The organism is Pseudomonas sp. 29 (genome assembly GCF_002754355.1).
GTDB classification, from domain to species: domain Bacteria; phylum Pseudomonadota; class Gammaproteobacteria; order Pseudomonadales; family Pseudomonadaceae; genus Aquipseudomonas; species Aquipseudomonas neuropathica.
Genome location: NZ_PEEY01000001.1, coordinates 5,954,481 through 5,972,767 on the forward strand (window position 1 = coordinate 5,954,481; position 18,287 = coordinate 5,972,767).

Below are 18,287 nucleotides of genomic sequence, written 5' to 3' on the forward strand. Positions count from 1 at the left end.
AGCGAGCTTGCTCGCGAAAGCGGCCAATCAGTCGACGTCTACGTTGAATGTCAAAATGAATTCGCGAGCAAGCTCGCTCCCACAGGATTGTGTGGTGATGCAGGGAACGGTGGTCAATGAACCTCTCCGGCCCTTTCATCAAGCGCCCGGTCGCCACAATGCTGCTGAGCCTGGCGATCATGCTGCTCGGCGGTGTCAGCTTCGGCCTGCTGCCGGTTTCGCCACTGCCGCAAATGGATTTCCCGGTGATCGTCGTGCAGGCCAGTCTGCCCGGCGCGAGCCCGGAGGTCATGGCGTCCACCGTGGCCACACCGCTGGAGCGCTCGTTCGGCGCGATTGCCGGCGTCAACACCATGAGCAGCCGCTCCAGTCAGGGTTCGACCCGGGTCATTCTGCAATTTGATCTCGACCGCGACATCAACGGTGCCGCGCGGGAAGTGCAGGCGGCGATCAACGCTTCGCGCAATCTGCTGCCGAGCGGCATGCGCAGTATGCCGACCTACAAGAAGGTCAACCCGTCGCAGGCGCCAATCATGGTGCTGTCGCTGACCTCCGATGTGCTGGAAAAAGGCCAGCTTTACGATCTGGCCTCGACGATTCTTTCGCAGAGCCTGTCGCAAGTGCAGGGTGTCGGTGAAGTGCAGATCGGCGGCAGTTCGCTGCCGGCGGTGCGCATCGAGCTCGAACCACAGGCGCTGAACCAGTACGGCGTGGCGCTCGACGATGTGCGCAAGACCATCGCCGATGCCAACGTGCGCCGGCCGAAGGGTTCGGTCGAGGACGGCCAGCGTTTGTGGCAGATCCAGGCCAATGACCAGTTGGAGAAAGCCAAGGATTACGAGTCACTGATCATCCACTACGCCGACGGCGCCGCGCTGCGCCTCAAGGACGTGGCCAAGGTCAGTGACGGCGTCGAAGACCGCTACAACAGCGGCTTCTTCAACGATGACGCGGCGGTGCTGCTGGTGATCAACCGCCAGGCTGGCGCCAACATCATCGAGACGGTCAACGAGATCAAGGCGCAACTGCCGGCCTTGCAAGCGGTGTTGCCTGCCAGCGTAAAACTGAATCTGGCCATGGACCGCTCGCCGGTGATCAAGGCGACGCTGCATGAAGCCGAGATGACCTTGCTGATTGCCGTGGCGCTGGTGATTCTGGTGGTATTCCTGTTCCTCGGTAACTTCCGCGCCTCGCTGATTCCGACACTGGCCGTGCCGGTGTCGCTGGTCGGCACCTTTGCGGTGATGTACCTCTACGGTTTCTCGCTGAACAACCTCTCGCTGATGGCGCTGATTCTCGCCACCGGTCTGGTGGTGGACGACGCGATTGTGGTGCTGGAGAACATCTCCCGGCACATCGACGAAGGCGTCAAACCGATGCAGGCCGCGTACCTCGGGGCCAAGGAAGTCGGTTTCACCTTGCTGTCGATGAACGTCTCGCTGGTGGCGGTGTTCCTGTCCATCCTGTTCATGGGCGGGATTGTCGAAAGCCTGTTCCGCGAGTTTTCCATCACCCTGGCGGCGGCCATCGTCGTATCGCTGGTGGTTTCGCTGACGTTGACGCCGATGCTTTGCGCCCGTTGGCTCAAGCCGCACACGCCGGGGCAGGAAAATCGCCTGCAACGCTGGAGCCGTCGCACCAACGACTGGATGGTCGGCAAGTACGCCACCAGCCTCGATTGGGTGTTGCGTCACCGGCGCCTGACCTTGCTCAGCCTGCTGATCACCGTCGGCGTCAACGTCGCGCTGTACGTGGTGGTGCCGAAAACCTTCATGCCGCAGCAGGACACCGGCCAGTTGATCGGTTTTGTGCGCGGCGACGACGGCCTGTCGTTCAGCGTGATGCAGCCGAAAATGGAAATCTTCCGCCGCGCAGTGCTCAAGGACGAAGCAGTGGAAAGCGTCGCCGGGTTCATCGGCGGCAGCAACGGCACCAACAACGCGTTCATGATTGTGCGTCTAAAACCGATCAAGGAGCGGCAGCTGTCGGCACAGAAAGTCATCGAGCGTCTGCGTAAGGAAATGCCTAAAGTGCCCGGCGCGCAGTTGATGCTGATGGCCGATCAGGATCTGCAATTTGGCGGCGGTCGCGAGCAGACCAGTTCGCAATACAGCTACATCCTGCAAAGCGCCGACCTCGGCGAGTTGCGTAAATGGTTTCCGAAAGTGGTCGCGGCATTGCGAGCCCTGCCCGAACTGACCGCCATTGATGCCCGAGAAGGCGCCGGGGCGCAACAAGTGACGCTGATTGTCGACCGCGACCAGGCCAAACGCCTCGGTGTCGACATGAACATGGTCACGGCGGTGCTGAACAACGCCTACAGCCAGCGGCAGATCTCGACGATCTACGACAGCCTCAACCAGTATCAGGTGGTGATGGAGGTCAATCCGAAATACGCCCAGGATCCGGTGACGCTCAAGCAAGTGCAGGTGATCACCGCTGACGGTGCGCGGGTGCCGCTGTCGACGTTCGCTCATTACGAAAACAGCCTGGAAGACGACCGCGTCAGCCACGAAGGCCAGTTTGCCTCTGAAGACATTTCCTTCGACATGGCCGAAGGCGTGACGGTGGAGCAGGGCAGTGCCGCGATCGAGCGGGCGATTGCCAAGCTCGGCCTGCCGGAAGATGTCATCGCGAAAATGGCCGGCACTGCCGATGCCTTCGCCGCGACGCAGAAGAGCCAGCCGTTCATGATTCTCGGCGCGTTGCTGGCGGTGTATCTGGTGCTGGGCGTGCTGTATGAAAGCTACATCCATCCGCTGACGATTCTGTCGACCCTGCCGTCGGCCGGTGTCGGTGCGTTGCTGTCGATCTATGCGCTGGGCGGCGAGTTCAGCCTGATCTCGCTGCTCGGGCTGTTCCTGCTGATTGGCGTGGTGAAGAAAAACGCCATTCTGATGATCGACCTTGCGCTGCAACTGGAACGGCATCAGGGCCTGTCGCCGCTGGAATCGATCCGCAGCGCCTGTCTGCAACGGCTACGGCCGATTTTGATGACTACGCTGGCGGCGATTCTCGGTGCCTTGCCACTGCTGCTCGGCCGGGCCGAGGGCGCGGAAATGCGCCAGCCGCTGGGCCTCACCATCATCGGCGGGCTGATCTTCAGTCAGGTGCTGACGCTTTACACCACGCCTGTGGTTTACCTCTATCTCGACAAGCTGCGCCATCGTTTCAACAAATGGCGTGGCGTGCGTACTGACGCCGCTCTGGAAACTCCGCTATGACTGACCGTTCGCTTATCAATCTGGCCACTGTTCGGGGCTCGCGCTTGCTGAGCCTGTCACTGTGCGTGGCGATGCTCAGTGCCTGCGCCGTCGGCCCGGACTATCAACGTCCGCAAACCGCTGAAATCACCCAGTACAAGGAAGCCGCGGGCTGGACCCAGGCCAACCCGAGCGATTCGCTGGCCCGTGGCGCCTGGTGGGAGTTGTACGGCGATCAGCAACTCAACGGGTTGATAGAAAAGCTCAACAATTCCAACCAGACCGTCGCGCAGTCGGAAGCCCAGTACCGCCAGGCTCAGGCCTTGGTGCGCAGTGCTCGCGGAGCGTTCTATCCCAGCGTTGACTTGAGCTTGGGCAAGACCCGCTCCAGCCAAGGCACCGGCAGCAGCAGTTCGAGTCTGAGCAGTTCCTCCAGTGGCATTCGCGACACCTATAACGCCGAGCTGGGCGTCAGTTGGGAAGCCGATGTCTGGGGCAAATTGCGCCGTGGACTGGAAGCCGATGAGGCCAGTGCCCAGGCCAGTTTTGCCGATCTGGCGGCCATGCGCCTGAGTCAGCAATCGGAGCTGGTGCAGAACTACCTGCAACTGCGGGTGATCGATCAGCAAAAACGCCTGCTCGAAGCCACGGTTGCCGCTTACGAACGCTCGCTGAAAATGACCCAGAACCAGTACCGCGCGGGCGTTTCCGGGCGCGATGCGGTAGCACAGGCGCAGACGCAACTGAAAAGCACCCAGGCTGATCTGGTCGACCTGATCTGGCAGCGCGCGCAGTTCGAAAATGCGATTGCCGTGCTGACCGGGCAAGCGCCGGCGGATTTCAACATTGCCGAAGTGCAGACCATTCCAAAGCTGCCGCAGGTGCCGTTGAGCCTGCCCTCGCAGTTGCTTGAGCGGCGTCCGGACATCGCTTCGGCGGAGCGTTCGGTGATTGCCGCCAACGCCAATATCGGCGTGGCCAAAGCGGCGTATTACCCGGACCTGAGCCTGAGCCTGAGCGGCGGTTACAGCAGCAGTACCTCGCAGAACCTGGTCAGCCTGCCGAACCGTTTCTGGTCGGTCGGGCCGAAACTGTCGTTGCCGATTTTCGATGGCGGCATTCGTTCGGCAGAAGTCGACCGCACTGAAGCGGTCTACGACCAGACCGTGGCCAAGTACCGCCAGACTGTGCTCGACGGTTTCCGCGAAGTGGAAAACTATCTGGTGCAGTTGAAGGTGTACGAAGACGAAGCGGCGGTGCGCCAGGAAGCGCTCGATGCGGCCCGCGACTCCCTGCGCCTGACGGAAAATCAGTACAAGGCCGGGTTGATTGCCTACATCGATGTGGTGGTGGTGCAAGCGACGGCGTTGAGCAATGAGCGCAATGTGCTGAATATTCTGCAAAGCCGCTTGATTGCCAGCGTGCAACTCATCGCAGCGCTGGGCGGCGGTTGGGACGGACAACTGGATGTCAGCGATAACACCCGCTGAAGGTTGGCTTCACTGATCGTTCCCACGCTCTGCGTGGGAATGCCTCAACGGACGCTCCGCGTTCGGCTTTGAAGGGACGCGGAGCGTCCCGGGCTGCATTCCCACGCGGAGCATGGGAACGATCAACGCGCCTATTCGCGAGCAAGCTCGCTCCCACAGTAAGCGCGCCAGTTGCAGAAAGGCCCATTCCAGAGCCTCGTCGAGCGATCAAACAAACGTTTCATCGGCTTGATGGCCAATTGATTACTTTGTCAGTGCGTTCTTCTGCGTAATCAGTACAATCGCCGCATTTGCCCGACCGAGAATGGACGCAGTCCGCGTTGGGTGGCCACGAGAAATCCCATGCTCATCGGTAGTTATTCCTCCACCCTGGTTTTTATTTCGTTGTGCGTGGCGATTCTCGCTTCCTACACTGCGCTCGACCTCACCGGTCGCATTGCCACGGCCAAGGGCCGTGCGGTGCATTTCTGGAACGCCGGCGGTGCGTTTGCCATGGGTATCGGCGTCTGGTCGATGCATTTCATTGGCATGCTCGCCTTCAAACTGCCGATCGACCTTGGCTACGACATCACCCTGACCGCGCTTTCACTGTTGATTGCCGTGTTGTCCTGCGGGTTCGCCTTGTGGCTGGTCAGCCAGCCGAAACTGCCGGTTCTGCAACTGGCCTTCGGTGCGCTGATCATGGGTGCCGGGATCAGTGCCATGCATTACACCGGCATGGCGGCGATGCGCATGACGCCGGGGATCGACTACGACCCGACGCTGTTCGGCGCTTCATTACTGATTGCGGTCGGCGCATCGGCAGCGGCGCTGTGGATTGCCTTTCGCCTGCGTCAGCACTCGCCGTATGTGCGCCTGATTCGCGGCGGCGCAGCGGTCATCATGGGCGTCGCCATTGTCGGCATGCATTACACCGGCATGGCCGCTGCGCAATTTCCAGACGGCAGTTTCTGCGGTGCCACCGTCAACGGTTTGAAGGGCAGCGGCCTCGACAGCCTGGTGCTGATCACCACGCTGGCGGTGCTGTCGATTGCCTTGCTCACCTCGATCCTCGACGCACGGCTTGAAGCGCGCACTGCCGATCTGGCGCATTCGTTGACCGTCGCCAACCGTGAACTCACGCAACTGGCCCTGCACGACACCCTGACCGGCCTGCCGAATCGCATGTTGCTCGACGACCGGATCAATCAGGCGATGAAAAAGGTCAACGAGCAGGGCGGTTGCTTTGCCTTGATGTTCATCGATCTGGACGGCTTCAAACCGGTTAATGATGCGTTCGGTCATCACATGGGTGATCAGTTGTTGCGCGAAGTCGGCGTGCGTCTGCGTGAAGACTTGCGCAGCCTCGACACGCTGGCGCGGATCGGTGGCGATGAATTCGTGTTACTGGTGCGCCTCAGCGAACCCAATGATGCGCTGGGACTGGCGGCGCGTCAGGTCGGTCTGATCGCACAATCATTCCGCGTTGCCGAGCATGACTTGCAGATCTCCGCCAGCGTCGGCATCGCCCTGTACCCGGGTAATGGCCAGACCGCGCAGGAACTGCTGATGAACGCCGACGCGGCGATGTACCACGCCAAGGGCGGCGGCAAAAACGGTTACAGCTTTTTCGATGCGTCGATGAACAACAACGCGCGCAAGCAGTTGCAGTTGTTGCAGGACCTGCGCGCGGCGCTGGAACACAGTCAGTTCAGCTTGCATTACCAACCCAAGTTCGACGCCGCCAACGGCCGTCCGGTCGGGGCTGAAGCGCTGTTGCGCTGGGAGCACCCGATCCACGGCATGCTGATGCCGGACAAGTTCATTGACCTGGCCGAGAAATCCGGGCTGATCATCCCGATCGGCGACTGGGTGCTCAACGAAGCCTGTCGCCAGATGCGCGAATGGTATGTGCTCGGTTACACCGATTGGCGTATCGCGGTGAACCTGTCGGCGTTGCAGTTCTGCCACACGGGACTGGTGCGCAGCGTGGCCAAGGCGCTGGCCACGCACCACTTGCCGGCCAACAGCCTGACTCTGGAAATCACCGAAACCACGGCCATGAGCGATGCCGATGCGAGCATGATGGTGTTGCAAGAACTGTCGGACATGGGCGTCGACCTGTCGATCGATGATTTCGGCACCGGTTATTCCAGCCTGATGTACCTCAAGCGGTTGCCGGCCAACGAGCTGAAGATTGATCGCGGTTTTGTGCGCGATCTGGAGCATGACAGCGACGATGCGGCGATTGTCTCGGCAATTGTCGCGTTGGGGCAGGCACTGGGTTTGCGCATTGTCGCTGAAGGTGTCGAGACCGGTGTGCAGCAGGCGTTTCTGACTGAACTGGGCTGTGATTCGTTGCAGGGTTATCTGCTCGGGCATCCGATGCCGGCGGAAAAATTCATGCAGGATATTGCGCGGGGTGAGCAGTCAGCGGTGGTCTGATCGACCGCGTTATCGTTCTTCGCGAGCAAGCTCGCTCCCACATTTGGAATGCATACCCCTGTGGGAGCGAGCCTGCTCGCGAAGGCGTCCGGCCCGACACAACAGACCTCATGCAAAACCCGCCAATGGCGGTTATTCTTCCCCCCGACTGTTACGTGTGCATTTGGGGGAAAGGCCAGCATGGATAAAGTCATTGTGATCACCGGTGGCGGGCGCGGGATTGGCGCCGCTACGGCGTTGTTGGCTGCCGAGCAAGGTTATCGGATCTGCATCAACTATCAGTCGGATGAGCAAGCCGCGCAAAGCGTACTGGAGCAAGTTCGCGGATTAGGCGCCCAGGCCATCGCCGTGCGTGCCGACGTCAGCATCGAAGACGAAGTGATCGCATTGTTCCATCGGGTCGACACCGAGTTGGGCCGGGTCACCGCGCTGGTGAACAACGCCGGCACTGTCGGACACAAATCGCGGGTCGACGAAATGTCCGAATTCCGCATCCTCAAAATCATGAAAACCAATGTCCTGGCGCCGATTCTCTGCGCCAAACACGCGATCCTGCGCATGTCGCCCAAGCACGGCGGGCAGGGTGGCAGCATCGTCAACGTGTCGTCGGTGGCCGCGCGTCTCGGTTCGCCCAACGAATACGTCGATTACGCCGCGTCCAAAGGTGCGCTCGACACCTTCACCATTGGCTTGTCCAAAGAAGTGGCGGGCGAGGGGATTCGCGTCAACGCGGTGCGCCCGGGTTACATCTATACCGATTTCCACGCCTTGAGCGGCGATCCGGATCGGGTCAGCAAGCTTGAGTCGGCGATTCCTATGGCCCGTGGCGGGCGCCCGGATGAAGTGGCGGAGGCGATTGTCTGGTTGTTGTCGGATAAGGCTTCTTATGCGACCGGGACGTTTGTTGATTTGGGTGGTGGGCGCTGATCGCTTGGATTTGCTTCGATAGCACCGCCCCCTTCGCGAGCAAGCTCGCTCCCACATTGGATGTGTGAATGACACAGAACCCATGTGGGAGCGAGCTTGCTCGCGAAGAGGCCAAGGCAAACACCATCAATCTGTCAGAACGACCGCACAATCCGCCCCAATGTCTCCATGGCCTTTTCCGAATCCTCAGTCCAAGGGCTGCCATAGTTCAACCGAATACAATTCCTGAACCGCTGCGTCGGCGAAAAAATCGGCCCCGGCGCGATGCTGATGCCTTGCGCCAGTGCCATCTGAAACAACTTCAGCGAATCCATTTGCGGTGGCAGTTCCAGCCACAAGAAGTAGCCGCCGGCCGGTTGGCTGACCCGCGTCTGCGCCGGGAAGTACCGGGCAATCGCCGCGAGCATCGCGCTCTGCTGTTCTTCCAGTGCGTAACGCAGTTTGCGCAGGTGCCGGTCATAACCGCCGTGTTGCAGGTAGTCAGCAATCGCCGCTTGCGCTGGCATCGAAGCACACAGAGAGGTCATCAGTTTCAGTCTTTCGATCTTCTGCGCGTAGCGTCCGGCGGCAACCCAGCCGATGCGGTAGCCGGGGGCTAGGCTTTTGGCGAATGAACCGCAGTGCATCACCAGACCTTCCTTGTCGAACGCCTTGGCCGGTTTCGGTGCTTGTTGGCCGTAATAGAGTTCGGCGTAAACGTCGTCTTCGATCAGCGGCACCTGATGGCGGCGCAGCAGTTCGACCAGTTCCTGTTTCTTCGCCTCGGGCATGGTTGCGCCCATCGGGTTCTGGAAACTGGTCATGCACCAGCAGGCTTTGACCGGATGGCGTTCGAGGGTTTGCGCAAGTACGCCGAGGTCAATGCCATCGCGCGGGTGCACGGGAATTTCCACGGCTTTGAGTTTCAGCCGTTCGAGCACTTGCAGGCTGGCGTAGAACGCCGGGGCTTCGATGGCCACCAGATCGCCCGGTTCGGTGACGGCTTGCAGGCACAGGTTCAGCGCTTCGAGCGCGCCGTTGGTGATCAGCAGCTCTTCCATCGGCAGCATCAGGCCGCCGACCATGTAGCGCAGGGCTATCTGCCGGCGCAGTTGCGGATTGCCCGGCGACATGTCGGTGACGACCATGCGCGGGTCCATCTCGCGGGCCGCGCTGGCCAGCGATCGCGACAGGCGCTGCAACGGGAACAGGGTCGGGCTGGGGAACGCCGAACCGAACGGCACGGTACTCGGGTCCTTGATCGAATCGAGGACCGAGAACACCAGTTCGCTGACGTCGACTTCGGTGGAGTCGTTGACGTGGCTGCTGATCACCGGCTCCGAGAACGGGCTCGGCGCGTGGGTATTGACGAAATAGCCGGAGCGCGGCCGGGCGCGGATCAGGCCACGGCGTTCGAGCAGGTAATAGGCCTGGAACACCGTGGACGGGCTGACCCCGTAGGTCTGGCTGGCGTAACGCACCGAGGGCACGCGCTGGCCGGGGCCAAGGACGCCGGAGCGGATCAGTTCAGCGATGTCGTCGGCGAATTTTTCGTAGCGTTTCATCGAGGAGCCTTGGTGCTGGTTGATGATGAGGTGTGTCAGGAGAACTGCCCCTCACCCTAGCCCTCTCCCAGAGGGAGAGGGGACTGATTGGGGGATGCTTGCGAACTACACCGACCTGAAAGTGCTTTGCTGAATCCACAATCGACTCAGCACTGAAAAGTGCTTTGCTGAATCTATAATCGACTCGGTCTGTCAGGTCGATGTATAGCGACAGACACCCCAGCCCTCTCCCTCCGGGAGAGGGCTGGGGTGAGGGAAAAAGATTCTAACGGCTCAGCGATTCATCGGCGCAACAAACCTGCTCTTCGCCACGCTGTAAACCTCAGGCTCATCGCTGTCGACAATCTTGAAACTCAAGGTCTGCGAACTGCTGGCCGGGCGTTCCGTGGTCATCGCCACCGACACCGGCACATCGACAATCTCACCCGGCGCCAGGCTCAGTCCAGTCTTGCCCTGCAACTGGAAGCCGTCGCCATCCACCAGGCTCAGGTTGTAGTCCTGGCGCTGTTGGGTCTTGTTGATGACTTTGAGGCTATAGATGTTTTCAATCTGGCCCTGACCATTCTCGCGGAACAACCCGCGATCCTTGGTCACGTCCAGCGAGACCATCGGCCGCTCGACCAGCGCTAATGCTAATGCGCCGATCATCGCCACCAGCACCACGGTGTAACCGATCAGGCGTGGGCGCAGCAGGTGGGTTTTGCCACCCTGCAGTTCGCGCTCGGAACTGTAGCGGATCAGGCCGCGCGGGTAGTTCATCTTGTCCATGATCGAGTCACAGGCGTCGATGCACGCAGCGCAGCCGATGCACTCCATCTGCAAGCCGTCGCGGATGTCGATGCCGGTCGGGCAGACCTGCACGCACAACTGGCAGTCGATGCAATCACCCAGGCCAGCCTCAAGCGGTTTCACGTCGCGTTTGCGCGGGCCACGGTTTTCGCCACGGGCCACGTCGTAGGAAATCGCCAGGGTGTCCTTGTCGAACATCACGCTCTGGAACCGCGCATACGGGCACATGTGCATGCACACCGCCTCACGCAGCCAACCGGCGTTGATGTAGGTGGCGGCGGTGAAAAATAGCACCCAGAACAGGCTGACGCCGCCAATTTGCAGGGTCAGCAGTTCTTCGGCCAGTGGCCGGATCGGCGTGAAGTAACCGACGAAGGTCAGGCCGGTCAGCACGCTGATCGCCAGCCACAGGGTGTGCTTGGCCGCGCGTCGCGCCAGTTTGTTCGGGCTCCACGGCGCGGCTTGCAGTTTGATGCGTTGGTTGCGTTCGCCTTCAGTGATCTTCTCGCACCACATGAAGATCCACGTCCACGAACTTTGCGGGCAGGTGTAACCGCACCAGACCCGGCCGGCGAACACGGTGATGGCGAACAGACCGAACGCAGCGATGATCAGCAGCGCCGACAGCAGAATGAAATCCTGCGGCCAGAACGTCGCGCCAAAGATGTGGAATTTGCTTTCGGAAAGATCCCAGAGCACCGCCTGACGTCCGCCCCAGTTCAGCCACACGGTGCCGAAAAACAACACGAACAGAAATCCCGCGCCACTCATGCGCAGGGTGCGGAACAGGCCGGTGAAGCTGCGGGTGTGGATCTGGTTGTCGCTGGATTTGGCCGTCGCCTTCATTGGGCGTGCGGGCACACTTTTGATAGTTGGAGATGCTTCTACGGTTCGGACGGGGATTTGTTCGCTCATGGTTATTCGCTCATCAGCCTCCATCAGGCCAGAGCACTATGAGCGTCGATCTGTTTGCATAACAGACTCAGCTATTTCAATAAAAAGCGGATCAGATGCGATTCTGCGCAACGCCTGCGACAACTTGAAGCAGCCCGCAGACAAAGGCGCAAAGGCCTATATCAGGCGTTTGCGCGGGGTGTTGATCAAGGTCAGTCAAATCACCGAACCACTCTCGTCAGCCTTCAAGTGCTTGCGACCATCCTTGGCGCCTGCGACGGTCAATTCGTCGGCTTCTGCCTCGGTGATGTAAACGCGCCGGCCATCTATTTCCACAAACGACATGGCCTTGTCGCTGTCCGTACGCACTTCCAAGGTGTCGCAAATGCGGATTTCTTCGCCATTCTCGACGGTGAAAAAACACACTTTTTGTTCGGGGTTGGATTCATCGACTCGAACGGGCATGAGGGCGGTCCTTTTTTCAGGGAAGTCTGAAAGGTTAGGGCGCACGCTTCACCGATGGTTCTGCGCAACTGATTAATGGTCGCCGCTGTCCATCGTCTATCCAGCCAATAACAAGGACTGCACGATGGACGCGTGGTGGCATGAAGTGTGGCAAACCCTGCAGGCGGAATTCGCCGACGTCGCGGATGCGTCGCAATTGACGCGCATCACCGTGCGCCTGCTGATGGCCGCCATTCTGGGCGGCATTCTCGGATTCGAGCGCGAACACAAGGGCAAGGCTGCCGGGGTGCGCACGCATATGTTGGTGGCGCTGGGGGCTGCGCTGTTTGTACTGGTGCCGCAGACATCAGGGGCGGAATCCGATGCGATGAGCCGCGTAGTGCAAGGGGTGATTGCCGGGATCGGCTTTCTCGGTGCCGGGACTATCCTGAAAAACAAGGAAGGTGATGAGGGCCATGTCAAAGGCCTGACCACGGCTGCCGGGCTGTGGATGACGGCGGCCATTGGGGTCGCGGCGGGATTGGGCAGGGAAGCAACGGCGCTACTCAGTACTTTTCTGGCGCTGGGGATTTTCAGCGTGATGCCACGGATCGTACGTCTGTTCGAAAAAGATGAGCAGAACAACGATCACCTGTAACCACGCCGAACTATCCCTGTAGGAGCGGATTCAGCCGATCACAGGAGGCATCGTCGTTGGTGGTTCTTCTTTAGGCGGTGGCGTGGTGCCGGGTGGCTCCTGCTCGGGAATCGGTTGCGGCTCGGTCTCGGGCAGCGTGGGTTTGTCGATGTTCGGATCGGGCGTTTCGGCCGGGATCGGGATATTCATCTGATGACCTCCGTGTGGCACATGGCTTGAGAAGTGCTTAAGTGGATTGACCACCCTGCACGCAATTCGATCCGCTTTTCTGACACGGCAATTTCATCTGAACTTTTCCCGGCGCCGGTCGCTCGGAACCTAAGTGAGTTCATTTCGGGGCAGGTGCTTCGTTGTGAACACTGATCCGGCACAAGAGCGTCCTTGGGGCGTTAAGGAGAGATGCTCAATGACTGCTGAAAGACCTTCTGAACTGAGCTACAACCCGCACATGCCGCTGTCGCAGGCGTTGCTGCTGCCGCGCATTGCCATCGAAAACACCATGCCGACCCTCGAGGGCGGGCAGTTCGCCGTGAAGTCGATTGCCGGCCGTGAGGTGGCGGTCACCAGCAAGGTGTTTGCCGACGGTCACGACAAACTCGCGGTGCGCATCCGCTGGCGCGAGGAAGGCGAGGAGACCTGGCAAAGCGAGGTCATGGCCGATCAGGGCAACAATGGCTGGCAAGGCCAGTTCCGCCCTGAGCACCAAGGGCGCTTCCTCTATTGCATCGAGGCGTGGATCGATCACTTCGCCAGTTTCCAGTATGAACTGGAGAAAAAACACAGCGCCGCCGTACCGGTTTCGCTGGAGTTGCAGGAAGGCCGGAGCATGGTGCAACAGGCCGCCGAGCGCAGCGAAGGTCAGCTCAGCGAACACCTCGCCGCGTTGCACCACGAATTGTCCGGGCTGCTCGAAACCGAGCAGGTCGCGCTGTTCCTGCACTCGCGCAGTGCGCAGTTGATGGCTGAGGCCGATCACCGCGCCTACCTGAGCGTCAGTCCGGAATATCCGGTAGATGTCGAACGCGAACTGGCCGAATTTGCCAGTTGGTACGAACTGTTTCCGCGCTCGATCACCGACGATCCCCACCGTCACGGCACCTTTAATGACGTGCATGCGCGTTTGCCGATGATTCAGGACATGGGCTTCGACGTGCTCTATTTCACGCCGATCCACCCGATTGGCCGCGCCCATCGCAAGGGGCGCAACAATTCCCTGACCGCCGGCCCCGATGATCCCGGCAGCCCTTATGCCATCGGTAGCGAGGAGGGCGGCCACGAAGCCATTCACTCGCAACTCGGCACTCGCGAGGACTTCCGTCGACTGGTCGCTGCCGCCGCCGATCACGGTCTGGAAATCGCCCTCGACTTCGCCATTCAGTGTTCCCAGGATCACCCGTGGCTCAAACAGCATCCGGGCTGGTTCAACTGGCGCCCGGACGGCACGATCAAATACGCGGAGAATCCGCCGAAGAAATATCAGGACATCGTCAACGTCGACTTCTATGCGCCGGACGCGATTCCGAGCCTGTGGGTCGAGTTGCGCGACATCGTTATTGGCTGGGTCGAAGAGGGCGTGAAGATCTTTCGCGTCGACAATCCGCACACCAAACCACTGCCGTTCTGGCAATGGCTGATCGCCGATGTTCGCGCGCTATACCCGGAAGTGATCTTCCTCGCCGAAGCCTTCACCACGCCGGCAATGATGGCGCGGCTGGGTAAGGTCGGTTACACGCAGAGCTACACCTATTTCACCTGGCGCAACAGCAAGGCTGAGCTGGCGACGTATTTCACTGAACTGAATGAATCGCCGTGGCGCGAATGCTACCGGCCGAATTTCTTCGTTAATACGCCGGACATCAACCCGGCATTCCTGCACGAATCCGGGCGTCCAGGATTTCTGATTCGTGCGGCGCTGGCGACCATGGGTTCAGGCTTATGGGGCATGTATTCGGGGTTCGAGCTGTGCGAGTCGGCGCCGGTGCCGGGCAAAGAGGAATACCTCGACTCGGAGAAGTACGAGATCCGCGTCCGCGACTTCACCGCGCCGGGCAACATCATTGCCGAGATCGCCCAGCTCAACCGCATCCGCCGGCAGAACCCGGCGCTGCACACGCATCTGGGCCTGAAGGTCTACAACGCCTGGAACGACAACATTCTGTATTTCGGCAAGCGCAGTGTCGACGGCAGCAACTTCATTCTGGTCGCGGTCAGCCTTGATCCGCACAACGTGCAGGAAGCGAATTTCGAACTGCCGCTGTGGGAAATGGGCCTGCCCGATGATGCGACGACCCATGGCGAAGACTTGATGAACGGGCATCGCTGGGACTGGCACGGCAAGTATCAGTTCATGCGCATTGACCCGGCGTACCAGCCATTCGGCATCTGGCGAATCACTGCCTGAACGCAGATCCCCTGTGGGAGCGAGCCTGCTCGCGAAAGCAATTTTGCAGGCGACATTTTTGCTGAATGTTAATCCGCATTCGCGAGCAGGCTCGCTCCCACAGGTTGCTCATTGAGTTGGAGTCAGGTGATCGGCTCGCGGCTTTTCAAGAATTGAACAGGAGTTTCACATGGCGAAGAAACCCAAGGCAGCCACCTTTATCAAAGACCCGCTCTGGTACAAGGACGCGGTGATCTATCAAGTTCACGTCAAATCGTTTTTCGACTCCAACAACGACGGGATCGGCGACTTTCCCGGCCTGATCGCCAAACTCGATTACATCGCCGACCTCGGCGTAAACACCATCTGGTTGTTGCCTTTCTATCCCTCGCCACGTCGTGACGATGGCTATGACATTGCCGAATACCGTGGCGTGCACAGCGATTACGGGACCATGGCCGACGCCAAGCGCTTTATCGCCGAGGCGCACAAGCGCGGCTTGCGGGTGATCACCGAACTGGTCATCAACCACACCTCCGACCAGCACCCGTGGTTCCAGCGTGCGCGCAAGGCCAAGCCCGGCTCGGCGGCGCGGGACTTTTACGTGTGGTCGGATGACGATCAAAAATACGACGGCACGCGAATCATTTTCCTCGACACGGAAAAATCCAACTGGACCTGGGACCCGGTCGCCGGCCAGTACTTCTGGCACCGTTTCTATTCGCACCAACCGGACCTGAATTTCGACAACCCGCAAGTGATGAAAGCCGTGCTCTCGGTGATGCGCTACTGGCTGGACATGGGCATCGACGGCCTGCGCCTCGACGCGATTCCGTACCTGATCGAGCGTGATGGCACCAATAACGAAAACCTGCCGGAAACCCACGACGTCCTCAAGCAGATCCGCGCCGAGATCGACGCCAATTACCCCGATCGCATGCTGCTCGCTGAGGCCAACCAATGGCCCGAAGACACTCAGCTGTACTTCGGTGACACCGATGCGGCAGGCCTTAACGGTGATGAATGCCACATGGCGTTTCACTTCCCGCTGATGCCGCGCATGTACATGGCCCTGGCTCAGGAAGATCGTTTCCCGATCACCGACATTCTGCGCCAGACCCCGGAAATTCCCGCCAACTGCCAATGGGCGATTTTCCTGCGCAACCACGATGAGCTGACGCTGGAGATGGTCACCGACAAAGAACGTGACTATCTATGGAACTACTACGCGGCTGACCGTCGGGCGCGGATCAACCTCGGCATCCGCCGTCGTCTGGCGCCGTTGATGGAACGCGATCGCCGCCGCATCGAATTGCTCAACAGTCTGCTGCTGTCGATGCCGGGCACGCCGACCCTGTACTACGGCGACGAGATCGGCATGGGCGACAACATCTACCTTGGCGACCGCGATGGTGTGCGTACGCCGATGCAGTGGTCGATCGATCGCAACGGTGGCTTCTCCCGTGCCGATCCGGCCAGCCTGGTGCTACCGCCGATCATGGACCCGCAATACGGCTATCTGTCGGTCAACGTCGAAACCCAGTCCGGCGATCCGCATTCGCTGCTCAACTGGACCCGACGCTTGCTCGCTGTGCGCAAACAGTCCAAGGCGTTCGGCCGTGGCACGTTGAAAATGCTCTCGCCGAACAACCGTCGCGTGTTGGCTTACACGCGCGAATTCACCGATGCCGATGGCAAACACGAAATCATTCTCTGCGTGGCCAACGTCTCGCGCAGTGCGCAAGCGGTGGAGCTGGACCTGTCGGCCTACGTCGGCATGGTGCCGGTGGAGATGCTCGGCGGTAATGCCTTCCCGCCGATTGGCCAGTTGAATTTCCTCCTGACCCTGGCGCCTTACGGTTTCTACTGGTTTGCACTGGCGGCGGAAAACCAGATGCCGAGCTGGCACGTGGAACCGGCGCAAAGCCTGCCGGACTTCACCACGCTGGTATTGAAAAAACGCATGGAAGAATTGCTCGAAGCGCCGTCGCGCACATCGCTGGAGCAAAACATTCTGCCGAGCTGGCTGCAGAATCGCCGCTGGTTCGCCGGCAAGGACGCGGCCATCGACAAGGTGCATCTGGCGTACGGTGTGCGTTTCGGCGATGCGCAGCATCCGGTGCTGCTCAGCGAAATCGAAGTCACCAGCGGCGGGCAGACCAGTCGTTATCAACTGCCGTTCGGCTTTATTTCCGAAGATCAGGTCGGCCCGGCGTTGCCGCAGCAATTGGCCTTGTCCCGTGTACGCCGAGTGCGACAGGTCGGCTTGATTACTGACGCGTTCAGCCTTGAAACGTTTATTCGTGCGGTGCTGCAAGGCATGCAGAACAACACCGTGCTGGAGTCGAGCGAAGGCGAAATCCGCTTCGCACCGACGCCGCATCTGGAAACGCTCGGCCTCGGTACCGAGTCGGAAGTGCGTTATCTGTCTGCCGAGCAATCGAACAGTTCGGTGGTGATCGGCAATAGTCTGGTGCTTAAGCTGATACGCAAAGTCGCTTCTGGCGTACACCCGGAACTGGAGATGAGCGCTTACCTGACCGAGGCCGGATTTGCCAATATCTCTCCGCTGCTCGGCTCGGTGATTCGCCGCGATGCCAAGGGCGAAGACAATCTGCTGATGATCGCCCAAGGCTATCTGAGCAATCAGGGCGACGCCTGGGAATGGACGCAGAACAACCTCGAGCGGGCGCTGCGCGATGAGCTGGCCGATGCCATGTCCGAACAGGAACAGCATTACAACGCCCTCGGTGAGCTGAAGGATTTTGCCGGCATGCTCGGTCAGCGTCTGGGCGAGATGCACAAGGTGCTCGCCGCGCCCACCGACAATGCCGACTTCGCCCCGCAGGTGTCGACGGCCAAGGACATGCAGGCCACCGGCAAGGATGTTGTGGCGCAGGTCGAACACGCGCTGAAACTGCTCAAGCAGCATCAGGGCGAACTCAATGCGGCGGATCAGAAACTGGTCAAACGCCTGATTGACGAGAAGAAAACCATCCTCACGCACGTGCAGGATCTGGCGAAAAAGGCCGTCGGCGGTTTGCGCATTCGCGTCCACGGCGATCTGCATTTGGGCCAGGTGCTGGTGATCAAGGGCGATGCCTACCTGATCGACTTCGAGGGTGAACCGGCGCGGCCATTGGGCGAGCGGCGTGGCAAACACAGTCCGTACAAGGATGTCAGCGGCGTGCTGCGCTCCTTCGATTATGCGGCCGCAATGACCATCAACGTGCACAACGTTGACCACAGCACCGAGTCTGAAACCGCGCGGCGCCTGGTCGCCGAGCGCTATCTGCGTGAGGCCCGCGACGCATTTGTTCAGGCATATCGCCGCGCGGCAGCTAGTCTTGATCATGCCTGGCAAGATCCTGAAGGTGCCGACGCCGCGCTGGCGTTGTTCGGCCTGGAGAAGGCGGCCTATGAAGTGGCCTATGAAGCCGAAAATCGCCCCACGTGGCTGCCCGTGCCGTTGCACGGTTTGTATGGGTTATTGACGGGGCTTAAACCCTTTTCCGATCTTGGTGGAGAGTAGTC

11 protein-coding genes are annotated in these 18,287 nt (G+C 60.1%); 7 read left to right on the forward strand and 4 right to left on the reverse strand.

Annotated features, from left to right (window positions below):
• Positions 1 to 116 precede the first annotated feature (116 nt).
• The 4 genes from CLU80_RS27755 to CLU80_RS27770 all read left to right on the forward strand — a co-directional run bounded on the left by CLU80_RS27755 (position 117) and on the right by CLU80_RS27770 (position 8,044).
• The gene (locus CLU80_RS27755) at positions 117 to 3,224 is read left to right on the forward strand and encodes an efflux RND transporter permease subunit (RefSeq protein WP_099759038.1); all 3,108 of its coding nucleotides are present in this window, start codon (positions 117 to 119) and stop codon (positions 3,222 to 3,224) included.
• Positions 3,221 to 4,693, forward strand: coding sequence for an efflux transporter outer membrane subunit (locus tag CLU80_RS27760; RefSeq protein WP_099759039.1), 1,473 nt, complete (start codon positions 3,221 to 3,223; stop codon positions 4,691 to 4,693). The genes CLU80_RS27755 and CLU80_RS27760 overlap by 4 nt, the downstream gene beginning before the upstream one ends.
• A 342-nt stretch (positions 4,694 to 5,035) precedes the next feature.
• Positions 5,036 to 7,117, forward strand: a complete 2,082-nt coding sequence (locus CLU80_RS27765; protein WP_099759040.1) for a putative bifunctional diguanylate cyclase/phosphodiesterase — start codon at positions 5,036 to 5,038, stop codon at positions 7,115 to 7,117.
• Positions 7,118 to 7,297: 180 nt separating this feature from the next.
• Positions 7,298 to 8,044, forward strand: a complete 747-nt coding sequence (locus CLU80_RS27770) for an SDR family oxidoreductase (protein WP_093432969.1) — start codon at positions 7,298 to 7,300, stop codon at positions 8,042 to 8,044.
• A 134-nt stretch (positions 8,045 to 8,178) separates the two neighbouring features.
• On the opposite strand, the gene mapR is transcribed toward CLU80_RS27770, so the two are convergent.
• The 3 genes from mapR to CLU80_RS27785 all read right to left on the reverse strand — a co-directional run bounded on the left by mapR (position 8,179) and on the right by CLU80_RS27785 (position 11,736).
• Entirely contained in the window at positions 8,179 to 9,588 is a 1,410-nt protein-coding gene (mapR, locus tag CLU80_RS27775; protein WP_099759041.1) for a GntR family transcriptional regulator MpaR, read from the reverse strand.
• Between the two features lie 273 nt (positions 9,589 to 9,861).
• Entirely contained in the window at positions 9,862 to 11,292 is a 1,431-nt protein-coding gene (gene ccoG, locus CLU80_RS27780) for a cytochrome c oxidase accessory protein CcoG (protein ID WP_099759042.1), read from the reverse strand.
• A 195-nt stretch (positions 11,293 to 11,487) separates the two neighbouring features.
• On the reverse strand, positions 11,488 to 11,736 hold the full coding sequence (locus CLU80_RS27785; protein ID WP_093432963.1) for a DUF3203 family protein: 249 nt from the start codon (positions 11,734 to 11,736) through the stop codon (positions 11,488 to 11,490).
• A 124-nt stretch (positions 11,737 to 11,860) separates the two neighbouring features.
• Between CLU80_RS27785 and CLU80_RS27790 the strand changes: the two genes are divergently transcribed.
• Positions 11,861 to 12,373, forward strand: a complete 513-nt coding sequence (locus tag CLU80_RS27790) for an MgtC/SapB family protein (protein WP_099759043.1) — start codon at positions 11,861 to 11,863, stop codon at positions 12,371 to 12,373.
• A gap of 30 nt (positions 12,374 to 12,403) precedes the next feature.
• Here the strand turns inward: CLU80_RS27790 and CLU80_RS30440 are convergent, their stop codons facing one another.
• Positions 12,404 to 12,562, reverse strand: coding sequence for a hypothetical protein (locus tag CLU80_RS30440; protein ID WP_286079795.1), 159 nt, complete (start codon positions 12,560 to 12,562; stop codon positions 12,404 to 12,406).
• A 217-nt stretch (positions 12,563 to 12,779) separates the two neighbouring features.
• On the opposite strand from CLU80_RS30440, the gene CLU80_RS27795 reads away from it, so the two are divergent.
• A complete protein-coding gene (locus CLU80_RS27795) occupies positions 12,780 to 14,774 on the forward strand; it encodes an alpha-1,4-glucan--maltose-1-phosphate maltosyltransferase (RefSeq protein WP_099759044.1) in 1,995 nt (664 codons plus the stop codon).
• A gap of 169 nt (positions 14,775 to 14,943) precedes the next feature.
• Positions 14,944 to 18,285 carry a maltose alpha-D-glucosyltransferase gene (gene treS, locus CLU80_RS27800; protein ID WP_099759045.1) on the forward strand — a complete coding sequence of 1,114 codons (3,342 nt, stop codon included), beginning with the start codon at positions 14,944 to 14,946 and terminating at the stop codon, positions 18,283 to 18,285.
• Positions 18,286 to 18,287: the final 2 nt, after the last annotated feature.